The 22,124-nt window shown below is 64.2% G+C and carries 20 protein-coding genes; 10 read left to right on the forward strand and 10 right to left on the reverse strand.

The annotated features are described in order from the left end of the window. Positions 1 to 588 (forward strand): sarcosine oxidase subunit gamma family protein, encoded by a 588-nt coding sequence (gene soxG, locus NKI46_RS10715; RefSeq protein WP_023739106.1) that lies wholly within the window; start codon positions 1 to 3, stop codon positions 586 to 588. A gap of 157 nt (positions 589 to 745) precedes the next feature. Continuing rightward, positions 746 to 2,188, forward strand: coding sequence for an MFS transporter (locus NKI46_RS10720; protein WP_352746105.1), 1,443 nt, complete (start codon positions 746 to 748; stop codon positions 2,186 to 2,188). 18 nt (positions 2,189 to 2,206) lie between these two features. Here NKI46_RS10720 and NKI46_RS10725 read toward each other — a convergent pair whose 3' ends face one another. Then, positions 2,207 to 2,911 (reverse strand): nitroreductase, encoded by a 705-nt coding sequence (locus tag NKI46_RS10725; RefSeq protein ID WP_023670762.1) that lies wholly within the window; start codon positions 2,909 to 2,911, stop codon positions 2,207 to 2,209. A gap of 261 nt (positions 2,912 to 3,172) precedes the next feature. Here NKI46_RS10725 and NKI46_RS10730 point away from each other — a divergent pair, with 261 nt between their 5' ends. The 5 genes from NKI46_RS10730 to NKI46_RS10750 all read left to right on the forward strand — a co-directional run bounded on the left by NKI46_RS10730 (position 3,173) and on the right by NKI46_RS10750 (position 10,805). After that, positions 3,173 to 3,736, forward strand: coding sequence for a helix-turn-helix domain-containing protein (locus tag NKI46_RS10730; RefSeq protein WP_081726057.1), 564 nt, complete (start codon positions 3,173 to 3,175; stop codon positions 3,734 to 3,736). A gap of 94 nt (positions 3,737 to 3,830) precedes the next feature. After that, positions 3,831 to 6,284 (forward strand): GcvT family protein, encoded by a 2,454-nt coding sequence (locus tag NKI46_RS10735; protein ID WP_023739109.1) that lies wholly within the window; start codon positions 3,831 to 3,833, stop codon positions 6,282 to 6,284. Then, positions 6,281 to 7,180: a homocysteine S-methyltransferase family protein gene (locus tag NKI46_RS10740; RefSeq protein WP_023690993.1), complete on the forward strand. Its 900-nt coding sequence runs from the start codon at positions 6,281 to 6,283 to the stop codon at positions 7,178 to 7,180. Before NKI46_RS10735 ends, NKI46_RS10740 begins: the two co-directional genes overlap by 4 nt. Then, entirely contained in the window at positions 7,180 to 8,361 is a 1,182-nt protein-coding gene (locus NKI46_RS10745; RefSeq protein WP_023688085.1) for a pyridoxal phosphate-dependent aminotransferase, read from the forward strand. Before NKI46_RS10740 ends, NKI46_RS10745 begins: the two co-directional genes overlap by 1 nt. Beyond that, positions 8,358 to 10,805, forward strand: coding sequence for a GcvT family protein (locus NKI46_RS10750; RefSeq protein WP_352746111.1), 2,448 nt, complete (start codon positions 8,358 to 8,360; stop codon positions 10,803 to 10,805). Before NKI46_RS10745 ends, NKI46_RS10750 begins: the two co-directional genes overlap by 4 nt. Positions 10,806 to 10,974: 169 nt before the next feature. On the opposite strand, the gene NKI46_RS10755 is transcribed toward NKI46_RS10750, so the two are convergent. The 7 genes from NKI46_RS10755 to NKI46_RS10785 form a co-directional block, all read right to left on the reverse strand. Next, positions 10,975 to 11,556, reverse strand: coding sequence for an NAD(P)H-dependent oxidoreductase (locus NKI46_RS10755; RefSeq protein ID WP_023685237.1), 582 nt, complete (start codon positions 11,554 to 11,556; stop codon positions 10,975 to 10,977). Further along, a complete protein-coding gene (locus NKI46_RS10760) occupies positions 11,556 to 12,137 on the reverse strand; it encodes an NAD(P)H-dependent oxidoreductase (RefSeq protein ID WP_023685236.1) in 582 nt (193 codons plus the stop codon). The genes NKI46_RS10755 and NKI46_RS10760 overlap by 1 nt, the downstream gene beginning before the upstream one ends. A gap of 283 nt (positions 12,138 to 12,420) precedes the next feature. Continuing rightward, on the reverse strand, positions 12,421 to 13,824 hold the full coding sequence (locus NKI46_RS10765) for an FAD-binding oxidoreductase (protein ID WP_031197684.1): 1,404 nt from the start codon (positions 13,822 to 13,824) through the stop codon (positions 12,421 to 12,423). After that, positions 13,824 to 15,125 (reverse strand): cytosine deaminase, encoded by a 1,302-nt coding sequence (locus tag NKI46_RS10770; protein WP_023685234.1) that lies wholly within the window; start codon positions 15,123 to 15,125, stop codon positions 13,824 to 13,826. The genes NKI46_RS10765 and NKI46_RS10770 overlap by 1 nt, the downstream gene beginning before the upstream one ends. 194 nt (positions 15,126 to 15,319) lie before the next feature. Beyond that, positions 15,320 to 16,171 (reverse strand): ABC transporter permease, encoded by an 852-nt coding sequence (locus NKI46_RS10775; protein ID WP_023670772.1) that lies wholly within the window; start codon positions 16,169 to 16,171, stop codon positions 15,320 to 15,322. Then, positions 16,158 to 16,982: an ABC transporter ATP-binding protein gene (locus NKI46_RS10780; RefSeq protein WP_023685233.1), complete on the reverse strand. Its 825-nt coding sequence runs from the start codon at positions 16,980 to 16,982 to the stop codon at positions 16,158 to 16,160. Before NKI46_RS10780 ends, NKI46_RS10775 begins: the two co-directional genes overlap by 14 nt. Before the next feature lie 2 nt (positions 16,983 to 16,984). Then, the gene (locus tag NKI46_RS10785; RefSeq protein WP_023670774.1) at positions 16,985 to 17,989 is read right to left on the reverse strand and encodes an ABC transporter substrate-binding protein; all 1,005 of its coding nucleotides are present in this window, start codon (positions 17,987 to 17,989) and stop codon (positions 16,985 to 16,987) included. 255 nt (positions 17,990 to 18,244) lie between these two features. On the opposite strand from NKI46_RS10785, the gene NKI46_RS10790 reads away from it, so the two are divergent. Then, positions 18,245 to 18,628: a RidA family protein gene (locus NKI46_RS10790; protein ID WP_023670775.1), complete on the forward strand. Its 384-nt coding sequence runs from the start codon at positions 18,245 to 18,247 to the stop codon at positions 18,626 to 18,628. Between the two features lie 53 nt (positions 18,629 to 18,681). Then, positions 18,682 to 19,485 carry a creatininase family protein gene (locus NKI46_RS10795; RefSeq protein WP_023685232.1) on the forward strand — a complete coding sequence of 268 codons (804 nt, stop codon included), beginning with the start codon at positions 18,682 to 18,684 and terminating at the stop codon, positions 19,483 to 19,485. Positions 19,486 to 19,494: 9 nt separating this feature from the next. Here NKI46_RS10795 and NKI46_RS10800 read toward each other — a convergent pair whose 3' ends face one another. Beyond that, a complete protein-coding gene (locus tag NKI46_RS10800; RefSeq protein WP_023685231.1) occupies positions 19,495 to 20,004 on the reverse strand; it encodes a tyrosine phosphatase family protein in 510 nt (169 codons plus the stop codon). Continuing rightward, the gene (gene cobD / locus NKI46_RS10805; RefSeq protein WP_023685230.1) at positions 20,001 to 21,056 is read right to left on the reverse strand and encodes a threonine-phosphate decarboxylase CobD; all 1,056 of its coding nucleotides are present in this window, start codon (positions 21,054 to 21,056) and stop codon (positions 20,001 to 20,003) included. Before cobD ends, NKI46_RS10800 begins: the two co-directional genes overlap by 4 nt. Between cobD and cbiB the strand changes: the two genes are divergently transcribed. Beyond that, positions 21,055 to 22,032, forward strand: a complete 978-nt coding sequence (gene cbiB, locus NKI46_RS10810; RefSeq protein WP_352746116.1) for an adenosylcobinamide-phosphate synthase CbiB — start codon at positions 21,055 to 21,057, stop codon at positions 22,030 to 22,032. The genes cobD and cbiB overlap by 2 nt on opposite strands. Positions 22,033 to 22,124: the final 92 nt, after the last annotated feature.

A 22,124-nucleotide genomic window follows, 5' to 3' on the forward strand; every position in this document is an offset into this window, starting at 1 on the left:
CTGCCCGAGCGCCTCTCACCGCTCGAGCCGGTATCCCATCCGGGTTCGCACGGCAATTTCGAGCATGGCGTTGAAGTCATCCTGACCGAGACCCGGCCAGGCTCGATCCTGCAACTGGCCGCGTGGCCGGGCGCGGAAAAGCAGCTGATCGAAGCGATCCGCAAGGTCACCGGCCTAGATTTGCCCGATGGCGCCGGCGGCGGCGTTGCCAAGGACGGCAAGGCCGCGTTCGGTTTCGCGCCTGGAAAATTCACCGCCGTCGACGACGCCGAGGGCCTGGCGACGCGTTTTGCCGGGGACGTAACCCCGGCAATCGGCACGATCACCGACCTGTCGCATGGCCGCACCGCTATCCGCATCGCCGGCCCTAAGGCCGAATGGGTGCTGGCGAAATTCTTCGCCATCGACTTTGCGCTGCCCGCCTTCCCCATAGGCTCCGGCCGTTCGACCACCCATCACGACGTCTTTGCGCAGATCCAGCGCACCGGCGCCGACCAGTTCGACATCTATGTCTTCCGCTCCTTCGCCCGCTCGTTCTGGAAGGCGCTCTGCCTTGCCAGCGAGGAGGTCGGCTACGAGGTGCAGTAGCCGTCCCGCCTTCGGCCACTGGCATCCAGGCCAGCCGGTTCTGCCGCTAGAGAATGCTCCAATGGAAGCCCATGGTGGGGAACGTGGCCCAACCGGCCCAGGGGATTAAAAAGATCCCGTCTCATAGTCGGCATCGTCGTTTGGTTCGAACATCCCCATGACCGCAGAACTATCCGCCGGCGCCACGGATCGCGCCGATGTGTCGGCCACAGCCTTGCTCCTGCTGCCGCTGACGGTCGCCTGCGGCGTGTTCATGACCAGCCTCGACCAGAATGTCGTGGTCACCGCCCTGCCCGGTATCAGCGACAGCCTCGGCCGGCCGCCGAGCCAGCTCGGCCTGTTGATCACCGTCTATGTCGCCAGCCTGATCATCTCGATGCCGCTCGGCGGCTGGGCGGCCGACCGCTTCGGCCTGCGCAACGTTTACTGCTTCGCCTTGCTGGTGTTCGCCGCGTCATCGGCGCTGTGCGGATTGTCCAACGACATCTGGACGCTGGTCGGCGCCCGCGCGCTGCAAGGCTTCGGCGGCGCCTTGATGGGGACGCTCGGCCAGGTCGTCATCCTGTCGACCTTCCCGCGCAGCCGCACGCTGAAGATCAACATGTATATTTCGCTGGCCGGCCAGTCCGGACCGCTGGTCGGCCCGCTGGTCGGCGGCGCGCTGATGACTTATATCTCCTGGCGCTGGATCTTCTTCATCAACGTGCCGTTCGCGCTGGCGGCGGCCGTTCTTGCCGCCTCGCTGTTTCCGACTGTTACCAAACCGGTGCGCACGCCGTTCGATTTCCCGGGCTTCCTGCTGGTCGGCAGCGGCATGGTCCTGCTGGTCTTCGGCATGGATTCGCTTGCGGCCAAAGACGCCGCCGGCAGCATGATCGCGGCCGAGCTGACGCTGGCGATCGTCATCCTGACGCTTGCTTCCTTCTACTGCCTGCGCGCCCGCAACCCCTTGCTTGACCTGAAACTCCTGCGCATCCGCACCTTTCGCATCTCCTTCCTCACCGGTGGTGGGCTGGACACGATCGGCCTGAGCTCGGTCGTTTTCCTTTTGCCGCTGATGTTCCAGCTCGGCTTCGGCATGAGCGCGGTGCAGGCGGGATCGCTGACTTTCGTCGCCGCAATCGGCTCGCTGATCATGCGTGTGTTCATGCCGCGCCTGCTCAACCGTTTCGGCTTTCGCCGCGTGCTGGTCGTCAACACGCCGATCGTTGCTGCCATGGTAGCGGGCTTCGCCTCGATTGAGGCGACAACGCCGGTCTGGATCGTGCTCGTCTATATCTTTGCCTTCGGCGTTCTGCGCTCGGCGCAGTGGGCTTCGACCGGCAACCTCGCCTATTCCGACATCGCGCCCGACCAGCTCGCCCGCTTCAGCGCGCTCTACTACATACTGTGGCAGTTGGGGGTGGCGATCAGCGTCGGCCTGGCGGCGGCGCTGTTGTCGTTCCTGGCTGGCGGCAGGCCGGCGGTGACCAACGATTTCCGCATCCTGTTCGTGGTCGAGGGCGTCATCACGTTGTGCGCGCTGATCGCCTATCTCAGACTGACACCGCAGGACGGCGCCCATGTCAGCGGCCACGGCGCGCAGATGAACGTGGAATGAGGCCCCGGTAGCCGAGTCCTAGCCGCTGAATGTCACCCACTCTTCCAGCGGCACGCGGTCGGTGCGGAAGTCGTTTTCGGGTTTCGACGTATCCTCGAGGCCGAGCGCCATGCCGCAGACGACGATCTCCTCATCGGGGATGTTGAGCACCGGCCGGATCTGCCGGTGATAGGGCGCGAAGGCGGCCTGCGGGCAGGTGTGCAGGCCCCTGCCTCGCGCGGCCACCATGATGTTCTGCAGGAACATTCCGTAGTCGATCCACGAGCCCTGGTTCAGCCGCCGGTCTATGGTGAAGATCATGCCGACCGGCGCGTCGAAGAAGACGAAGTTGCGGTCGTGCTGGGCGCGCATCTTGTCGACCTCGCGGCGGCCGATGCCGAGTGCCCCATAGAGCCCGAAACCGTTGGCGCGGCGGCGGGTGAGATACGGCTCGAAGAACTGGGTGGGGTAATAGCGATACTCGTCCCAATCGGCCTTTTCGGCCCGGATACCGGAATTCAGGATGGCATCGGTGATCTGCTGCTTGACCTCGCCCTTGACGACATAGACCCGCCAGGGCTGCATATTGGTGCCCGAAGGCGCGCGCGCGGCGACGCCAAGAATGGCTCGGATCGTCTCGTCATCGACCATGTCGGGCAGGAAGGCGCGCACCGAACGGCGCGAGATGATCGCCTCGTCGACAACAGCCGCGTTATGCGCTGCCAGGCCGTTTTTTTCCAGCATGGGCCGTCCCTTTGCGCACACTTCGAAAGCCGAACCGGCTATCGGAAAAGACCTTGCGCAGATTTCAATCCTTGGTCGCCGACCCGCATTCCCACACCCGCCGCTCGTGCCAGAGCCTTTGCATGAACCGCCAAAATCGCGCAAGCAAATCTTGTGTGTACATGAAAATTCGCTTGATTTTTTCACGGACGTGAGCTCTCATGAAATTCATTTCCAGTTTTTCATCAAGTGAGCGTTTTGCCCCCAGCTATCCCCAAAACATTGCAGGGACCTGACGAGCGCCTGCTGGCGAGCGACATCCGTGCGCTGCGCAAGGCGCGCGGGCTGACGCTGGCTGAGATCGCGCTGAAGCTTGGTCGCTCCGTCGGCTGGGTCAGCCAGGTCGAGCGCGGCCTGTCTATCCCTTCGCTTGGCGACCTCAGGGCTTTCGCAGACCTGTTCGGCGTGCCGCTCAGCCTGTTCTTCAGCCACGACGTGCCGATCGAAAAGGAGCGCGGCTTTGTCGTGCGCGCCGGCAGCCGGCGCACGCTTGGCACAAGCGAATCCGGCCTCGTGGAAGAGCTTCTGTCGCCCGATCTCGGCGGTAGTTTCGAGATGGTGCGTTCGATCTTTGCGCCGGGCGCCGAGATGAAGAGCGAGCAGCTGCGGCCGACCGAGGAAGCCGGCTACATCGCCTCTGGCATTTTCGAGATCGAGATAGCCGGCGTCTGGCACCGGCTCGGCGAAGGCGATTCCTTCCGCTTCGAGCGCAAGCCGTACCGCTGGCGCAATCCCGGCAGCGAGCCGGCCGTGGTCATCTGGGTGGTTTCGCCGCCTGTTTATTGAATGCATGTCGCCCAAAGTGTGCAGCGGTTTGGGAAACGACATGCATCAAGCAAAAAGATAGAAGCGCAGCGCGCTTCAGGTTTGGGAGAAGAATATGGCCGGTTTGCCGACCACGGCACGCGTGGTGATCATCGGAGGCGGTGTCGTCGGCACCTCCTCGCTCTACCATCTGTGCAAGGCGGGTTGGACCGATTGCGTGCTGCTTGAAAAGAACGAGCTGACATCGGGCTCGACCTGGCATGCCGCCGGCAATGTGCCGACCTTCTCGTCGTCCTGGTCGCTGATGAACATGCAGCGCTATTCGACCGAGCTCTATCGCGGCTTGGCTGATGCCGTCGACTATCCCATGAACTACCACGTTACCGGCTCGCTCCGCCTCGCCCACACCAAGGAGCGCATGCAGGAGTTCCAGCGCGCCAAGGGCATGGGCCGCTACCAGGGCATGGACATCGCCATTGTCGGCCCTGATGAGATCAAGCGCCGCTATCCCTTCATCGAGACGCATGACCTCAAAGGTGCGCTCTACGATCCAAACGACGGCGACATCGACCCCGCGCAGCTGACGCAGGCACTGGCCAAGGGTGCGCGCGACATGGGCGCCAGGATCGTCCGCTTCTGTCCGGTGTCAGGTGTGCGCCGCGAGAACGACGAATGGGTTGTCGGGACGCCGCAAGGCGAGATCCGTTGCGAGATCGTCGTCAACGCCGCCGGCTACCGAGCCGCGGAAGTCGGCAAAATGTTCGGCCGCGACGTCCCGATGATGGTGATGAGCCATCAGTACATTTTGTTCGAGGAAATCCCCGAACTGGTGGCCTGGTCGAAGGAGCAGGGCAAGAAACTGCCGCTGCTGCGCGACGTCGACACATCCTACTATCTGCGCCAGGAAAAGAACGGCATGAATCTCGGTCCCTATGAGCGCAATTGCCGCGCGCATTGGGCAACCCACAACGACCCGATGCCGGAGGACTTTTCCTTCCAGCTCTTCCCCGACGATCTCGACCGTCTCGAGCACTACCTTGCCGATGCCGTAGCCCGCGTGCCGATCCTGGGCACTGCCGGCCTGTCCAAGGTGATCAACGGGCCGATCCCTTACGCGCCGGACGGCAATCCGCTGATCGGTCCGATGCCCGGCGTTCCCAACGCGTTCGAGGCCTGTGTCTTCACCTTCGGCATCGCCCAGGGCGGCGGCGCCGGCAAGGTGCTGGCCGAATGGGTGACGCAGGGCCAGACCGAATGGGACATGTGGTCTTGCGATCCGCGCCGTTTCACCAGCTTTGCGGCCGCCCCCGACTATAGCGTCGCCAAGGGCATGGAGATCTACGGCAACGAATACGCCATCCAGTTCCCGCGCCATGCCTGGCCGGCCGGGCGCGACCGTAAGCTGTCGCCGATCCACGATCGCATCAAGGCGCTCGGCGCCCAGTTCGACGCCTATAATGGCTGGGAGCGTGCCACCTGGTATGCGCAACCCGGTGACGACACGTCGGAAGAAGCAACACTCACCTTCCGCCGCGACGGGCCATGGCAGCACCGCGTGCGCGAAGAATGCCTGGCGGTGCGCGACGCCGCCGGCATTCTGGACCTGCCCGGCTTCTCGCGCTTCAACCTCGAAGGTCCTGGCGCAGCCGAATGGCTGGCGCTGCAGGTCACCGGCCTGGTGCCCAAGCCCGGCCGAATCGGCCTCGCCTATTTTGCCGACGACAAAGGCCGCATCGTCACCGAGATGTCGGTGGTGCGCCATGGCGAAGAGCAGATGACTCTGATCACCGCGGCGGTAGCGCAGTGGCACGATTTCGAATGGCTGAAGTCGCGCCTGCCGAAGGACGCAGCTTTCACCCTCACCGACAGGACCGAAGACTATTCGACGCAAATCCTCGCCGGCCCCAATTCGCGCAAGATCCTGGCCGAGGTCTGTGGCGCGGATCTCTCGCTGCCCTGGCTGACGCATCAGGAAACCACCATCGCCGGCCGCTGGGCGAAGCTGGTGCGGGTATCCTTCGCCGGCGAACTCGGCTGGGAAATCCACACCAAGGTGGGAGACACCGCCGCCATCTTCGACGCCGTCTGGACGGCGGGACAAAAACACGGTCTGAAACCGTTCGGCATGTATGCGCTGGATTCGCTGCGCCTCGAAAAGGGCTACCGGACCTGGAAGGGCGACCTGTCGACCGACTATACGGTCCTGCAGGGCGGGCTCGAGCGCTTCGTAAAATGGGACAAGCCCGACTTCCGCGGCAAGGCAGCCCTGCAGAACGAAAAGCAGCAAGGCGTAAAGAAGCGCTTCGTCACGCTGGTGGTCGAAAACCCCGGCGATTGCGACGCGCCGTCGGTGTCGACGCTCTGGCATGACGGCAAGATCGTCGGCGAGACGACGTCCGGCGGCTGGGGGCATCGCATCGACAAATCGATCGCGCTCGGCATGCTGCGCGCCGACCTGGCTGAACCCGATACCGCGATCGAGATTGAAATTTTTGGCGATCGTTTCAAGGCAGTCGTGCAGAAAGACGAGCCGCTGTGGGATCCGAAAAACGAAAGACTGAGAGCATGAAGAAAGTCATTCTCACCGATGGCGGCATGGGCCAGGAACTGGTCCGCCGCAGCAGCTCCGAGCCGACGCCGCTCTGGTCGGCCAGGGTGCTGATCGACGAGCCGGATCTGGTGCGTGGCCTGCATGCCGAATTCATCCGGGCCGGCGCTCGCGTCATCACCATCAACACCTATTCGGCGACGCCGGAGCGGCTCGCGCGGGAAGGAGCAGAAGACCTCTTCAGGCCCTTGCAGAAGCGCGGCATCGAATTGGCAAGACAGGCACGCGAGGAGGCAGGCGATGCAGCGATCGCCGGCTGCCTGTCACCGCTGTTCGGCAGCTATGCGCCGGCGCTGACCATATCGTTCGAGGAGACGCTGGACATCTATCGCCGCATCGTCGCCGAGCAGACCGACGGCGTCGACCTGTTCCTGTGCGAGACCATGGCCTCAGCCGACGAAGGCCGTGCGGCCGTTACCGCTGCGTCGGAAAGCGGCAAACCTGTCTGGGTGTCTTGGACGCTCGCCGATCACGGCGCGCCGCGGCTGCGCAGCGGCGAAACAATAGCGGCAGCGGCGGACGCCCTCGACGGCCTGACGGTTGCAGCGCGCCTGGTGAATTGCTGCCGGCCAGAAGCGATCGCCGCGGCACTGCCCGAATTGATTGCTCTCGGCGGCCCGGTCGGCGCCTATGCCAATGGCTTCACCTCTGTCGAAGCGCTCAAGCATGGCGGAACGGTCGAAGTGCTGCACGCACGCCACGACCTTGATCCGGATGCCTATGCCGACCAGGCGCTCGGCTGGGTCGCCGCTGGCGCCACCATCGTCGGCGGCTGCTGCGAAGTCGGCCCTGCCCACATCGCCGCGTTGCGCGATCAGCTCGAACAGGCCGGCCACGAAATCTCGGGAGTATCCTGATGCCCAGACCCTCATCGCGCATTTCCGGCATCGTGCCTTCGGGCAAGGATGGCTGGGAGGTCCACACCGAGGCATGGGCCCGCAAGGAGGCCGGCCAGGACATCATCATGCTGTCGGTCGGCGACCATGATTTCGATACGCCGAGCCAGACGATCGAAGCCTGCGTGACGGCGGTTCGCGGCAGCAACCACCACTACACCCCGCTTCCCGGCGTTCCGCGCCTGCGCAGGGCGATGGCGGCGGCCTCGACCGCTTGCACCGGGGTCGAGACGGCACCTGACCAAGTCATCGCCACGCCGGGCGGCCAGGCTGCCCTTTACGCGGCCGTGCAGGCCGTTCTCGACCAGGGCGACCACGCTATCGTGGTGGCGCCCTACTACGCGACTTATCCCAACACGTTCAGCGCCGCCGGCGCCAGCTTCACCGTCGTCGAGACGCCGGCCGAGGACGGTTTCCAGCCGCACGCCGAGATGATCCGCGCGGCGCTCAAGCCCAACACGCGCGCCATTTTGATCAACACGCCGAACAACCCGACCGGCGCCGTCTATTCGCGTGAGCGTCTGGAAGAGCTGGCCGAGATCTGCCGCGAGCACGATCTCTGGCTGCTGTCGGACGAGGTCTACTGGACGCTCGGCGGCGGCGAGCACATCTCGCCGCGCGGCCTGCCCGGCATGGCCGAGCGCACGCTGGTCATCAATTCGATGTCCAAGAGCCACGGCATGACCGGCTGGCGCATGGGCTGGCTGACCGGCCCGACGCAGATGATCACGCTGTTGACCAATCTCAATCTGGTGACGACCTACGGCCTGCCGGCCTTCATCTCGATCGCCTGCGCCGAGGCGCTGGAGAACTGCTTTGGCGTCAAGGAGATCGCCGAACGCTATGCGGCGCGCCGCACCGTCCTGCTCGACGCCGTGCGCGGCATGAACAATGTCAGCGTGCACGGCTCCGAGGGCGGCATGTATGTCATGCTCGACATCTCCGCCGTCGAGCCCGACGACGAGAAATTCGCCTGGGCCTTTCTCGACCAGGAGAGTGTCGGCGTCATGCCGGGTTCCAGCTTCGGCAAGGCCGCTGCCGGCCACATCCGCATCAGCCTCTGCCAACCGGAACCGGTGCTTCAGGAAGCCGCAAAACGCCTGCGCCGCTTCGCATCCGGCTATCGCCGCGAGGCCGCATGACCAGAAGCATTCCCATCAAGGCCCGCGCGGTTATTATCGGCGGCGGTGTCTCCGGCTGTTCGGTCGCCTACCACCTGGCCAAGCTCGGCTGGACCGACATCGTGCTGCTGGAACGCAAGCAGCTGACCTCGGGAACGACCTGGCACGCCGCCGGCCTGATCGGCCAGCTGCGCGCATCGCAGAACATGACGCGGCTGGCGAAATATTCGGCCGACCTCTACGTCAAGCTGGAGGCCGAGACCGAAGTCGGCACCGGCATGCGCCAGGTCGGCTCGATCACCGTGGCGCTGACCGAGGAGCGCAAGCACGAGATTTACCGTCAGGCCTCGCTCGCCCGCGCCTTCGATGTCGATGTGCGCGAGATTTCGCCTGGTGAAGTCAAGGAGATGTACCCGCATCTCAACGTGTCCGATGTGGTCGGCGCCGTGCATCTGCCGCTCGACGGCCAGTGCGATCCGGCCAACATCGCCATGGCGCTGGCCAAGGGCGCCCGCCAGCGCGGCGCCACAGTCGTCGAGAATGTGAAGGTAACCAAGGTCCACACCAAGGCCGGTCGCGTCGCCGGCGTGTCGTGGGCGCGAGGCGACGACCAGGGCACGATCGAGGCCGACATCGTCGTCAACTGCGCCGGCATGTGGGCGCGCGAACTCGGCGCCCAGAACGGCGTCACCATCCCGCTGCATGCCTGCGAGCATTTTTATCTCGTCACCGAGCCGATCCCCGGCCTTGGCCGGCTGCCGGTGCTGCGCGTGCCGGATGAGTGCGCCTACTACAAGGAAGACGCCGGCAAGATGATGCTTGGCGCCTTCGAGCCGGTGGCCAAGCCCTGGGGCATGGACGGCATAAGCGAGGATTTCTGCTTCGACCAGTTGCCGGAGGACATGGAGCATTTCGAGCCGATCCTCGAGATGGGCGTCAACCGCATGCCGATGCTGGCAACCGCCGGCATTCACACCTTCTTCAACGGCCCCGAAAGCTTTACCCCCGACGACCGCTACTATCTCGGCGAAGCGCCGGAGCTGTCGGGCTACTGGATGGCGACCGGCTACAATTCCATCGGCATCGTCTCGTCCGGCGGCGCCGGCATGGCGCTGGCGCAGTGGATCAATGACGGCGAAGCGCCCTTCGACCTCTGGGAAGTCGACATCCGCCGCGCCCAGCCATTCCAGAAGAACCGTAGGTATCTCAAGGAGCGTGTCTCCGAAACGCTCGGCCTGCTCTATGCGGATCACTTCCCCTACCGGCAGATGGCAACGTCCAGAAATGTCAGGCGCTCGCCCCTGCACGAACACCTGAAGGCGCGCGGCGCCGTGTTCGGCGAAGTCGCCGGCTGGGAGCGCGCCAACTGGTTTGCGCGAGAGGGGCAGGAGCGCGAATACCGCTATTCCTGGAAGCGGCAGAACTGGTTCGACAACCAGCGCGAGGAGCACCTGGCGGTCCGCAACAAGGTCGGCCTGTTCGACATGACCTCGTTCGGCAAGATCCGTGTCGAAGGCCGCGACGCCTGTGCCTTCCTGCAAAGGCTGTGCGCCAACGATATGGACGTGGCGCCGGGCAAGATCGTCTACACCCAGATGCTCAACCAGCGCGGCGGTATCGAAAGCGACCTCACGGTGTCGCGGCTATCTGAGACCGCCTACTTCCTCGTCGTGCCGGGCGCGACGCTGCAACGCGACCTCGCCTGGCTGCGCCGGCATGTCGGGGATGAATTCGTAGTCATCACCGATGTCACGGCAGCTGAGGCCGTGCTCTGCCTGATGGGTCCGGATGCGCGAAAGCTGATCCAGAAAGTCAGCCCCAACGATTTCTCCAACGACAACAATCCATTCGGCACCTTCCAGGAGATCGAGATCGGCATGGGCCTCGCCCGTGCCCACCGCGTCACCTATGTCGGCGAACTCGGCTGGGAACTTTATGTCTCGACCGACCAGGCGGCTCATGTCTTCGAGGCGATCGACGAGGCCGGCGGCGATGTCGGCCTGAAACTTTGCGGCCTGCACACGCTGGATTCCTGCCGCCTCGAAAAGGCGTTTCGGCATTTCGGCCACGACATCACCGACGAGGACAATGTGCTGGAGGCCGGCCTCGGCTTTGCGGTCAAAACCGCCAAGGGCGAGTTCATCGGCCGCGATGCGGTGCTGAAGAGAAAAGAAGCCGGCCTGTCGCGCCGGCTGGTGCAGTTCCGTTTGAAAGACCCTGAACCCCTGCTCTTCCACAACGAGGCGATCCTGCGCGACGGCAAGATCGTCGGCCCGATCACATCGGGGAATTACGGCCACCATCTCGGCGGCGCGATCGGACTGGGCTATGTGCCCTGCCAGGGCGAGAGCGAGGCGGATGTGCTGGCCTCGTCCTACGAGATCGAGATCGCCGGCGAGCGTTTTGCGGCGGAAGCATCGCTGAAGCCGATGTACGATCCCAAGGCGGAACGGACGAGGATGTAGCACCTTTTTACCCTCCCCTTGTGGGGAGGGTCGGCTCGCAGTCGGAGCGAAGCGGCGATTGCGAGACGGGGTGGGGGTGCGCCCTACGAGACCCCCCACCCCGCTTCGCAAAAGCCGCCTTGCGGCATTTGCTGCGCGACCCTCCCCACAAGGGGGAGGGTGAAGAAGCTCAAAACCGCTCCAGCTTCGCCCGCACCTTCACCAGAAACGCCGCCCTCGTCCTTGGCGTCGAGGCGTCCATCAGGTAGTGCGCCAGGAAAAACGTCCGGCAGCGGCGGGCGCACAGCGCGCGCATACCGCGCAGCAAGGTCTTGCGGCCGGGCTGGCCGACGACGACGCTCCACCAGGTCGGCGCGCCGCAGGGGGTGATGACGCCGACCCTGGTGACATGTGTCATCAGCGACATGATGCGCCCCTTGCCCAGCTTGAAGGCGACATCGGTCGCCCAGACCCGGTCGAGCCAGCCCTTCAGCATGGCCGGCAGCCCGTACCACCAGGTCGGATAGATGAACAGGATCGCCTCAGCCCAGGCGAGATGCTCGAAATGCGGTTTTAGGGCCGGATCCTCCGGCGCCCGCTCATTGTAGGCGCGCCGCTCCTCGCTACCCATCACCGGGTCGAATTTTTCGGCATAGAGGTCGAGCAGCCGTACCTCCCAACCCCGCGCCTTCAGCACGTCGACGGCGGTATCTCTGATCGCGGCGCAAAAACTTTCGGGCACCGGATGGCAATAGACCACCAGCACGCGCATCAGAAGGTATCCATCCCGGCCGCGACCTTGGCCATGAAGGCTGCCCGCGTCTCGTCGGTCGACAGGTTCATCGAATAATGAGCGAGGTAGGACACCGAGGCGCCGGGCCTGATCGTCGCGCGCAGCATCCGCTTGACCAGCCGGCGCGGCGGATCGCCCATCAGCATGGCGCGGAACCGGCTGCCGCCATAGGTGGTGACGGCGGTCAGCTTGCGGATGTTGTGGAGCGAAGGCTGCGCCTTGCCGTCGACCAATTTGAACGACACGCCGGGCAGAAACACGCGGTCGAAAAAGCCTTTCAGGATAGCCGGAAAGCCGTAGTTCCAGACGGGATATGACAGCACCAGCGCCTCGGCCTTGAGCAGCCGCTCGACATAGGGCGCGGCCGGGTCCGCAGGGCTGCGTTGGTTGTGATAATCCAGCCTCTCCCCGCGCGTCAGCCTGGGGTCGAAATCCTCGGCATAGAGATCGCAATCGTCGACCTCATGGCCGGCCGCCGTCAGCCGCTCGACGATCGTGCGGTGCAGGCTGGCATTGAAGCTGGTCTCCACCGGGTGTGCGTAAAGGACGAGGACTTTCATGGGAAATTGCTGGGGTCGGCGCGAGGCACCCCCCTCTGCCCTGCCGGGCATCTCCCCCTCAAGGGGGGAGATCGGACTGCCGCATCGCTTTCACTAATTGTCAGCGTGTCAGATTGGCTGCGGCGTTCAGGCTGCCAATCTCCCCCCTTGCGGGGGGTGAGAAGTGGTCGGCGAAGCCGATGGGAAGCCAATTGCTTGGCTTTCCAAACAACGAACGCCCGAAGCGGCAGCGTAGGGCCTGTGCCGGCAGGACAGAGGGGGGTGCTCAAGCTCAAACCTCTGCTCATTCTGCTTTCTGCAAACCCTTGAACAAAAAAGTCCGGCCGGAGCGATAGTCGTAATCCGGATTTTCCCAGGCGATCATCTTGCCGGGATTGAGCAGGCCTTGCGGATCGGTCTCGCGCTTGAAGGCGAGCTGGATTTCATCCGTCTGCTTCATGCCGCCCTCTTCCAGCGTGTAGCGGTGCGGGTTGAAGATCGGGCAGCCATTCTCCTCATGCAGCCGGATGATTTCGTTGAGCCGCGCCTCGGTGGTGAATTTCACCAGCGGCAGGCCGAAGCAGGTGATGTTGCCGTCGAGGCGCACGAATTCGAGATGCGAAAAGACCTCGTTCGGAAACATCGCGTCCATCTTCTCCACCAGCGCCAGCTGGTTGGGAAACGGATAGAGCGATTGCAGATAGGTGATCGCGGGATCGACCCGCAGTGCCCTGAGCGTGGTGTGGTTCCACGCCAGCTCGAAGCCCGGCGGCAGGCCCTTCTTCTCTTCGTCCGTTGCCGTCGCGGCATTGAAGATGACCTCGCCGCCGGCGCGGCGGGTGAAGGCGAGGAATGCGTCTAGCCCATGCCGGGCAACCATGACGACGCAGATGCTTTGCCCGTCCCGGAAGAACTTCTGGTGTCGCTTGAAATAGAGCTGCGGCACCGGCGCGGCGATCGGCGTGATCAGCTTGGTCAGGATGCCGTCCTGGCGTGCCAGCGCGTTGCCGTAGCGGGCTGCCGGCATGAAAGCGTCGAAGCCGACGATCACGTCGATCCATTCATAGGCTGCAGTCAGCGGCATCTCGACCTCGGTGATGATGCCGTTGGTGCCATAGGCGTGCGTGACTTTGTGCAAATCCTCGCCGGTGAGTTCGAGCGCCTTCGGTTCGGTTTCCATGGTGACGACGCGCAGCCGCAGCACATTGCCGAAATCACGCAGACCGCCGAAATTGATCGAGCCGACGCCGCCCGAGCCGCCAGCGATGAAGCCGCCGATCGAGGCGGTGTTGTAGGTCGACGGCGACAGCCGCAGTTCCTGCCCGGAATGCGCGCGCGTCGCTCTGTCGATGTCGGCGAGGATCGCGCCCGGCCCGGTGACGACGCGGCCCGGCGCTATGGCCTTGATCTCGTTCATCTCGGCAAGGTTCAAAACCACGCCGCCCGATAGCGGCATCGCCTGACCGTAATTGCCGGTGCCGCTGCCGCGCGGCGTCACCGGAACGCCATGACGGTGGCAAGCGGCAAGCACGCGGATCAGTTCGGCCTCGTTCCTGGGCGTCACGATCAGGTCGCCGGTGACGTGGTCGAGCTGCTGCTTCAGCACCGGGCTGTACCAGTAGAAGTCGCGGCTCTTCTGCTGGATGATGGCCGGATTGTCGTCGAGCTTTATCCCGTCGAGATCGCGTTTGAGCGCCGAAACATCCATCATTCCACCATCAGTCCGTCGAGCTCGGCGTAATCGGGCAATTGTCTGTCGATCGCTCGTCCCGCGCGCACGACGATGCGATCCGATTCGGGCCGCGAGAGCAATTCCGTCCAGCTCCGCCCTTTGAAGACGATGAAATCGGCGCTGCCACCGGCTGCCAGTGTCCCGACACCGTCGAGCCGCATCACCTTGGCCGGCGTCGCCGCCACCGTCTGCGGCCAGTCGCCGACCGGATGGTCGAAATGCAGGATGCGCGTCGCCATGCGGTAGACCTCCAGCATGTCGAGATCGCCATAGGCATAGAAAGGATCGCGGGTGTTGTCGGAGGCGACCGCGACCGCAATGCCCCTCGCCTTCATCTCGTGCAGCAAGGTCACGCCGCGCCAGCGTGGCGTGGTCTGGTCGGCGCGCCGGTCCTGCAGATAGAGATTGCACATCGGCAGCGACACCACGGCAAGTTTGGCCTTGGCGACCTTGTCCAGCGTGTCGAGCACGTCGAGGTCCGGCTGGCGCGCCAGCGAGCAGCAATGTCCCACCAGGATGTTGCCCTCAAAACCGTTCCAGAGTGCGGCCTCGGCAATCTTCTTCAGCGAGATCGCCGCGATATCGTCGGTCTCGTCGGCGTGGAAATCGAGATCGAGCCCGTGCTTGTTCGCCTCGGCGAACACCTTGTCGAGAAGCTCTTCGAGATCCGGCACCATATAGGTGACGACGCCGAGCACGCCCTTGGCCGCAGCCACACGCTTGGCCAGCCTCTCGAACCACTTTCTGTCGCGCACGCCTTCGATGCCGAGCAGGCAGGCTGCCTGCAATTCGATGCGGCCGCGCCATTTCTCCCGCATCGCCTCGAACACCGGCCAGGAGATTTCCTCCTGTGGCGGCACGCTGTCGAGATGAGTGCGCAAGGCCTTGGTGCCGTGCGCGTAGGCCGAGCGCAAAGAGAAATCCATGCGCCGCGCCACGTCCTCGGCGCTCCAGCGCGCTGCACGGTCGGCGCTGGTGGCATTGAGCGCGCCCATGAAACTGCCGTCGGGATTGGGTTTGCGCGGCCAGATATGGCCCTTGTCGATGTGGGTGTGGCAATCGACGAAGCACGGCAGGATGATGCGGCCGGCAAGGTCGATGGCGGTGGCTGGCGCTTTTGATTTCTTGTGCGCGGCGATGCTGGAGAGCTTACCGTCGGCGACGGCGATGTCGGCCAGCGCGAAGCCGTCAGTATCGTAAGTGGTGGCAAGACCTGATGTCAGCGACCGGTGAAGGCGGACGTTGGTGAGATGGTACGAGCCAGAGGTCGGTATCAAGGACCGCCCCCCTCTGCCCTGCCGGGCATCTCCCCCTCAAGGGGGGAGATTGGCAGCTTTGCCGGCAGCACCCGTCTTCCAACGTCGATAATTGGCGAAATCCCGGATGACGTCCAATCTCCACTCTTGAGGGGGAGATGGCCGGCAGGCCAGAGGGGGGTGCTTCGCGCCAACGTCTCGCTCACCTCGTCACCCTACCGCTCCTGCTTCAGCGCGCTCTCGTGCCAGCGGCGCAGGATGAGATGCGACACCAGCGACAGCACCAGGAAGATCAATATGCCGGTGAGCGAGATCAGGATCAGCGCCGCGAAAAGCCTTGGCGCGTTGAGGCGGTAGCCGGCCTCGATGATGCGCGAGGCGAGCCCTGAGGATTGTCCCTGCGCGCCGGCGACGAACTCGGCCACCACGGCGCCGATCAGCGACAGACCGCCGGCGATCTTCAAGCCTCCTAGAAAATACGGCATGGCCGCCGGCAGTCTGAGATAGCGCAATTGCTGCCAGCGCGTCGCGCCGTTGAGCTTGAACATGTCGCGAAGATTGCGGTCGACCGAATTGAGGCCGAGCGTGGTGTTGGACAGGATCGGGAAGAACGCGACGATCCAGGCGCAAAGCAAAAGCTTCACCGTCTGGTTGTCCACATAGATGTTGATGAGCGGGAAGACCGCCACGATCGGTGTTACCTGCAGCACGATGGCGAAGGGAAAGAACGACATCTCCACCCATTTCGATTGCGCAAACAGCACCGCCAGTCCGACGCCGCCGACGACCGCGAGCAGCAGGCTGAGAAAGGTTATGCGCAACGTGACCAGCAGCGCGGAGAACAGGAGCCCGGCATCGCTATAGAGCGTCCACAGCACCACGCCGGGGCGCGGCAGAATATATTGCGGGATCGCGTTCCACACGCAAATGCGGTCCCACAGCCAGATCGCCAGGATCATGATCGCCAAAGGCAAGACCCACCGGCCGATCCGCTCCAGCCGCTCCTGGCGTACGCGGCCCGCCTCTTCCGCGTCGAGCGTTGCGGCATTCTGGTCAATGGCCGTCATGGTGCGGTCCGGCTGATGTGTTGATGGCGTTGACCAGGATGTCCGAGGCCTGGCGGCAGAGCGCGGCATAATCGGGCGAAGTGCGGAAAACCTCGTCTCGCGGATAGGAGGCGTCGATGGCAAGCTCGGCATGGACGCGGCCCGGCCGCGCCGCCATGACGACGACGCGGTTGGACAGGAACACGCTTTCGAAGACGCTGTGGGTGACGAAGACGACGGTGAAGCGCTCGTCCTGCCACAGCTCCAGAAGGTCGTTGTTGAGCTTGAAGCGGGTGATCTCGTCGAGTGCGGCGAACGGCTCGTCCATCAGCAGAATGCGCGGCTTCGTCACCATGGCGCGTGCGATCGAGACGCGCATCTTCATCCCGCCGGAAAGCTCGCGCGGCACGGCGTTCTCGAAGCCGGTCAGGTGCACCCGCTCCAGCATCTCCGTCACCGCCGGCGCCGCCTTGGCGCGCGACACGCCTTTCAGCCTGAGCGGCAGCCAGACATTGTCGAATACATTGGCCCAGGGCAGCAGCGTCGGTTCTTGGAAGACGAAGCCGATATTGGCGCGGTCGATCGAACCGCCCCAGTCGAGCTGACCGGATGTCGGCGTCGACAGGCCCGCGATCAGCCTCAACGCCGTTGACTTGCCGCAGCCGGACGGCCCGAGAAGGCTGACAAAATCGCCCTCGCGGATGGCGAGATCGACGTCGCTCAATGCAGTCACGCCATTGGAAAACACCTTGCCGACATGGCGCAGCGTCAGCAGCATCGGGCCTTCACCCGATGCCGTCATGGGCGCCTGCGCCATCTTTTCCAGCTTCACGACTACTTCTTCAGCTCGATCCCGACACCTTTGTTGATGAAGGCCAGCGTGTAGGCCTTCTTGATATCGATGCCCTCGGGCGTGACCTTGGCCTTGACCATCTTGTCATAGAAGCTCTTGATCCGGTCTTCGTTCATGGCGCCGATGCCGAGCTTTTCGGTGTCGCCGGAATCGGCCAGGCCGAACTTCTTCATCTGCTCGATCGAGAAGGCAATCTGCTCGTCGCTCATGTCGGGGTTGTCTTTCTTGATCATCTCGTTGGCGGCCTTGTTGTCGCCGTAGAGGTAGTTGTACCAGCCCTTGGCCGAGCCATCGACGAAGCACTGGACCACCTCCGGCCGCTTGTCGATCGTGTCCTGCATCACCTCGATCGTCGTCGAATAGGTGTCCCAGCCATAGTCGGCGAGCAGGAACTGGTTGGGCACGAAGCCGCCTTCCTTCTTGACCGCAAAAGGCTCCGAGGTGACGTAACCCTGCTGGATCGACTTCTTGTTGGCCAGGAATGGAGCGGTGTTGTAGGTGTACGGCACGCGCTTGGCGGCATCGAAACCGAGTTCGATGACCATCCACTGGAAGAAGGTCTGGACGCCCTCGTCGCCGAGAATGTACTGGTCGGCGTTCTTCAAATCCTCCCACTTGTCCAGCCCCTGCCCCGGGTGGGACATGATGACTTGAGGGTCCTTCTGGAAATCGGCTGCGACGACGCGCATCGGGATGCCCTGCTGGACGGCGTCGAAGGCCGACAGCAGATTGCCGCCCATGTAGAAATCGAGCTTGCCGGCCAGCAGCAGCGGCCGCCCGCTGACCTGCGGACCTCCCTGCGAAATCGTCACGTCGAGGCCACATGCAGCGTAGGTGCCGTCGGCGACGGCCTGGTAGTAGCCGCCATGCTCGGGCTCGGCCAGCCAGTTGGTGCCGAAGGTGACCTTCTCGTTTGCTGCCGCGCCGAACGTGCCGGCTCCAAGCAGCGCGACCGCAAGCGCTGAAATCTTCTGTTTTCCGTACATCGACACCACCCTTTGTTGGCTCCGGAGCGTCACGCGCCGGGCTCGACACCATTGATCCAAGAAGCAAGACACATGCCACCGCCCGGGCCGCCTGCTTGCGCGGCAGTCACTGCCAACACCGGACGGGTCATGCTGTGCGGGAGGCATCGTGCCTATTTTTTGGACGCCTGTCCACAATCGCCCTCGTGCCATGCACCACATCTTGAACGTACTATCGGTCACGTCTTAGGCTGGTCTCGCAGACAGGAGATTGCCATGTTCAGATACCTCGCGCCGAAGTCGATCAAGCCGCCTTTCGCCCGCTATAGCCACGGCGTCGAGGTGCCGCCAGGCAAGCGGCTGGTTCTGTGCTCCGGTCAGGTCGCCATCACGGCGGACGACCAGATCCCCGAGGATGCCGGCGCGCAGGCCGAGCTCTGCTTTCAAAACATAGCGGCGATTCTGGCTGAAGCCGGGCTGGGGCTAGGCGACATCGTGCGCATAAACGCCTACGTCACCGACCGCGCCTTTCTGCGGCCCTATATGGACGTCCGCGACCGCTTGTTTGCCAGCCCCGCGCCCGCCTCGACGCTGATGATCGTGTCAGGCTTTGCGCGGCCGGAGTTCAAGGTCGAGGTCGAGGCGATTGCGGCTGGGTGATCGACAGGCGACGTTTGGCGCGCTAGGTCTCCCTCACAGTCAAGAGGCATGACATGACCGTTGCAAACAGACGCGTTTGGTGGGGCGACTACCGGACCACCGAATACGCCGCGATCGATCCGGAGGCGACGATTGCCGTGCTGCCGGTGGCGGCGATCGAGCAGCACGGCCCGCATCTGCCTGTATCAACCGATACCTCGATCATGAACGGCATGCTGGAGACGGTCATCGCCCGCCTGCCCGGCGATCTCGACATCCGCATCCTGCCGGTCCAAACGGTCGGCAAGTCGAACGAGCATCTGCAGGCGCCGGGCACGCTCACCCTGCCGGCGGCCACCCTGGTCGATGCCTGGACCGAGCTTGGCCTGTCCGTTGCCCGCGCAGGCGTAAGGAAACTGATCGTCGTCAACTCGCATGGCGGCAATGAAGAGATCATGGGCATCGTCGCGCGCGAGCTGCGCGTGCGTGAGAGGATGCTGGCGGTGAAGACCAGCTGGCAGCGCTTCGGCCGCCCCGCCGGCATGTACACCGAGCTGGAAGACCGCCATGGCATCCATGGCGGCGACGTCGAGACCTCGTTGATGCTGCATTTTCGCCCGGAGTTAGTCGACATGGCCAAGGCCGACAATTTCGCCTCCAAGGTCGCCCGCGCCGAAACCGAATTTGCGCTGCTGCGCCACACTGGAACGCACGCTTTCGCCTGGATCGCTGGGGATCTCAACCCCAACGGCGTGGTCGGCGATGCCAGCATTGCCGCGGCCGAGAAAGGCCGACTGACGGCGGAGCATCAGGCCGACGGCTTCATCACCCTGTTGAAGGATGTGCGCAAGGCGAAGCTTGCCGACTGGCTGGCATAGCGGGCCGCCTTAGCCGTCGATCTTCAACACGAAAGGCGTACCCTCAAAAGCATCGGCGCCGCGTCCGATCGCCTCGATCGCTTCGATCATGCGGCCTTGTCGTGAGAGAAGAGCATCCGCGACGGCGATCAACCGTGGATTGGGTGTCGCCGAGGGCGAAAGCTTCCGCAATGTCTGCGCAAGTTCGACTTCGTCGCGCTTCGGGGCGAGCGCCGCCGCAATGATATAGGCCGAGGCGGTCGAGCGGCTGATGCCGGCATAGCAATGGACGACCATGGGTTTGGCGCGGTCCCATTTCCGGGCGAAATCGAGCAGATTGCGCACATGGCCTTCGCCGGGCATGGTCATGCCGTCCTGCGCCACCGCGATGTCGTGCATGACCAGATGCAGGTGGTTCTCCCTCGATATCGAGGCCGGCCGCGTCACCTCGGTGCCGGCAGCGAGCAGCGACAGCACGCGCTCGGCGCCGCTTTTGGCCACCGTCTCCTCAAGCTTTGCCAGCGAACAGATATGGATCATGGCGCGATCTCCTTCGACCCATCGTCGCGCCGTGCGCGCCAGTCGGCAAGCGCCGATTCGAGCCGCTGCCATTCCTCCTGACGTCCAGGCAGCCCCGCGCGGAGCACCTGGGGACGCTCGAAAAAATGCCTGAGCAATATGCCGCGCTCGCCGAGCGTCGAAAACAGCCCCGGTGCATCGGCAAGCCGGAGATAGCGAAACAGCGTCGTGCCGCCGGCGACAGCAACGCCAAAGCGCGAAAGCAGCGCATCGAGCCGCGCCGCATCCTGCGCCAGCCGCCGCCGCATGTCGGCCTGCCAGCCGCTGTCGGCAAGCGCGCGGATGCCGTATTCGAGCGCTGGGCCGGCGACCGCCCAAGGGCCGAATTGCGTTTCAAGCCTTTCGACCGTCACCGCACCGGAAAGTGCGAAGCCGAGCCGCAGGCCGGCGAGACCGAAGAATTTGCCAAACGAGCGCAGCACGACGATGCCGCCCCGCCCGACATCGCCGGCCAGGCTTTCCGCGTGCGGGCCGACATCCATGAAGGCTTCGTCGACGACCAGCAGACCGCCTATGGCGCGCAATGTCTCGGCAAGCCGAAGCAGCCTTTCCCGCGACACGACTCGCCCGTCGGGATTGTTGGGATTGACGACGATGGCAATTTCGGCTCCGGCAAGCGCCTCGAAATCGTCGACCTCCGCCACCGCATGGCCGGCAATCGCGGCGGCCCTGGCATGCTCGGCATAGGTCGGCCCGAGCACCAGCGCCTTGCCGGGGCTGACCAGCGAGGCGACGCGCGGCAGCAGGATCTGCGTGCCCGGGGCGACCGCCACATTCTCGTCCGAAGGCGCGCCATAGGCGCCGGCCGCGACCCTGGCCAGCTCACGCAGGCGCGCGGCTTCCGGCAATCGTGACAGGGCGGTGGCGGGCAGCTCGAAAAGCGGGTAGGAGTGCGGATTGATACCTGTCGAGAGATCGACGAAAGGTTGTGGCGCGTGAGGGAAGAGCGCCCTCGCCCGGCCAAGGGATCCACCGTGATCCACCACAGTAATCGCTCCATCAGAAAGCTTCATGTCGATCCTGATCGCTTTCCTGTCGCTGGCCATCGAACGCATCCTGGGTTACCCGGACTGGCTGTTCCGTGCCGTCGGCCATCCCGTCACCTGGTTCGGCAGGCTGATAGCCTTTCTCGACCTCAGGCTCAACCGCGACACTGATTCCGACGCGCTGCGTCGCCGCCGCGGCGTGCAGGCGCTGCTGGTGATCGTGCTGGTGCCGGCGGCAATCGCCTTCATCGTGCAAATCCTGCTCTGGCAGCTCTTTCCTGCCGGCATGATCATCACGGCAATCCTGGCCTCGTCGCTGCTGTCGCAAAAGAGCCTTACCGAACATGTCGAGGCGGTGGCCGATTCGCTGGATACCGGCGGGCTGGCGCTCGGCCGCATTGCGGTTGCGCGCATCGTCGGCCGCGACCCAGAGAAGCTCGACCATGCCGGCGTCAGCCGCGCCGCCATCGAAAGCCTGGCCGAGAATTTCTCCGACGGCATCGTTGCGCCCGCCTTCTGGACAGGTGTCTGCGGTCTGGCCGGCGGCGTCGCCTACAAGGCCGCCAACACCGCCGATTCGATGATCGGCCACCGCACCCCGCACCACGAGGCCTTCGGCCGCGCGGCGGCACTCTTCGACGACTGGATCAACCTGCCGGCGTCCCGGCTGACCGCGTTGCTGATCGTTGCCGCCGCCTTTCTCGTTGACGGCGCCGATCCCCGCAACGCCTGGCAAGCAATGCGGCGCGACGCCAAAAAGCACCGCTCGCCCAATGCCGGTTGGCCGGAAGCAGCAATGGCCGGCGCACTCGGCCTGGCGCTCGCCGGCCCGCGCAGCTATGGCGGCGTTGTCGTCAACGATGCCTTCATGGGCGAAGGCGGCCGCCGCGAGGCGGAAAGTCTGGACATCAGGCGGGCGCTGAAACTTTATCAGGTCGCCGACTATCTGCTGATTGGGCTGTTCGGGTTGCTGTCGGCGGTGCTTATCGCGGTAACGTTCTGAGAGCTTACCGTCGCCCTTCCTTTACCCTCCCTTGTGGGGAGGGTCGGCGCGAAGCGCCGGGGTGGGGGACTGCGACCTACGAGAACCCCCAC

Origin of the sequence: Mesorhizobium sp. M0615, from assembly GCF_040320805.1 — a bacterium.
Lineage (GTDB): Bacteria > Pseudomonadota > Alphaproteobacteria > Rhizobiales > Rhizobiaceae > Mesorhizobium.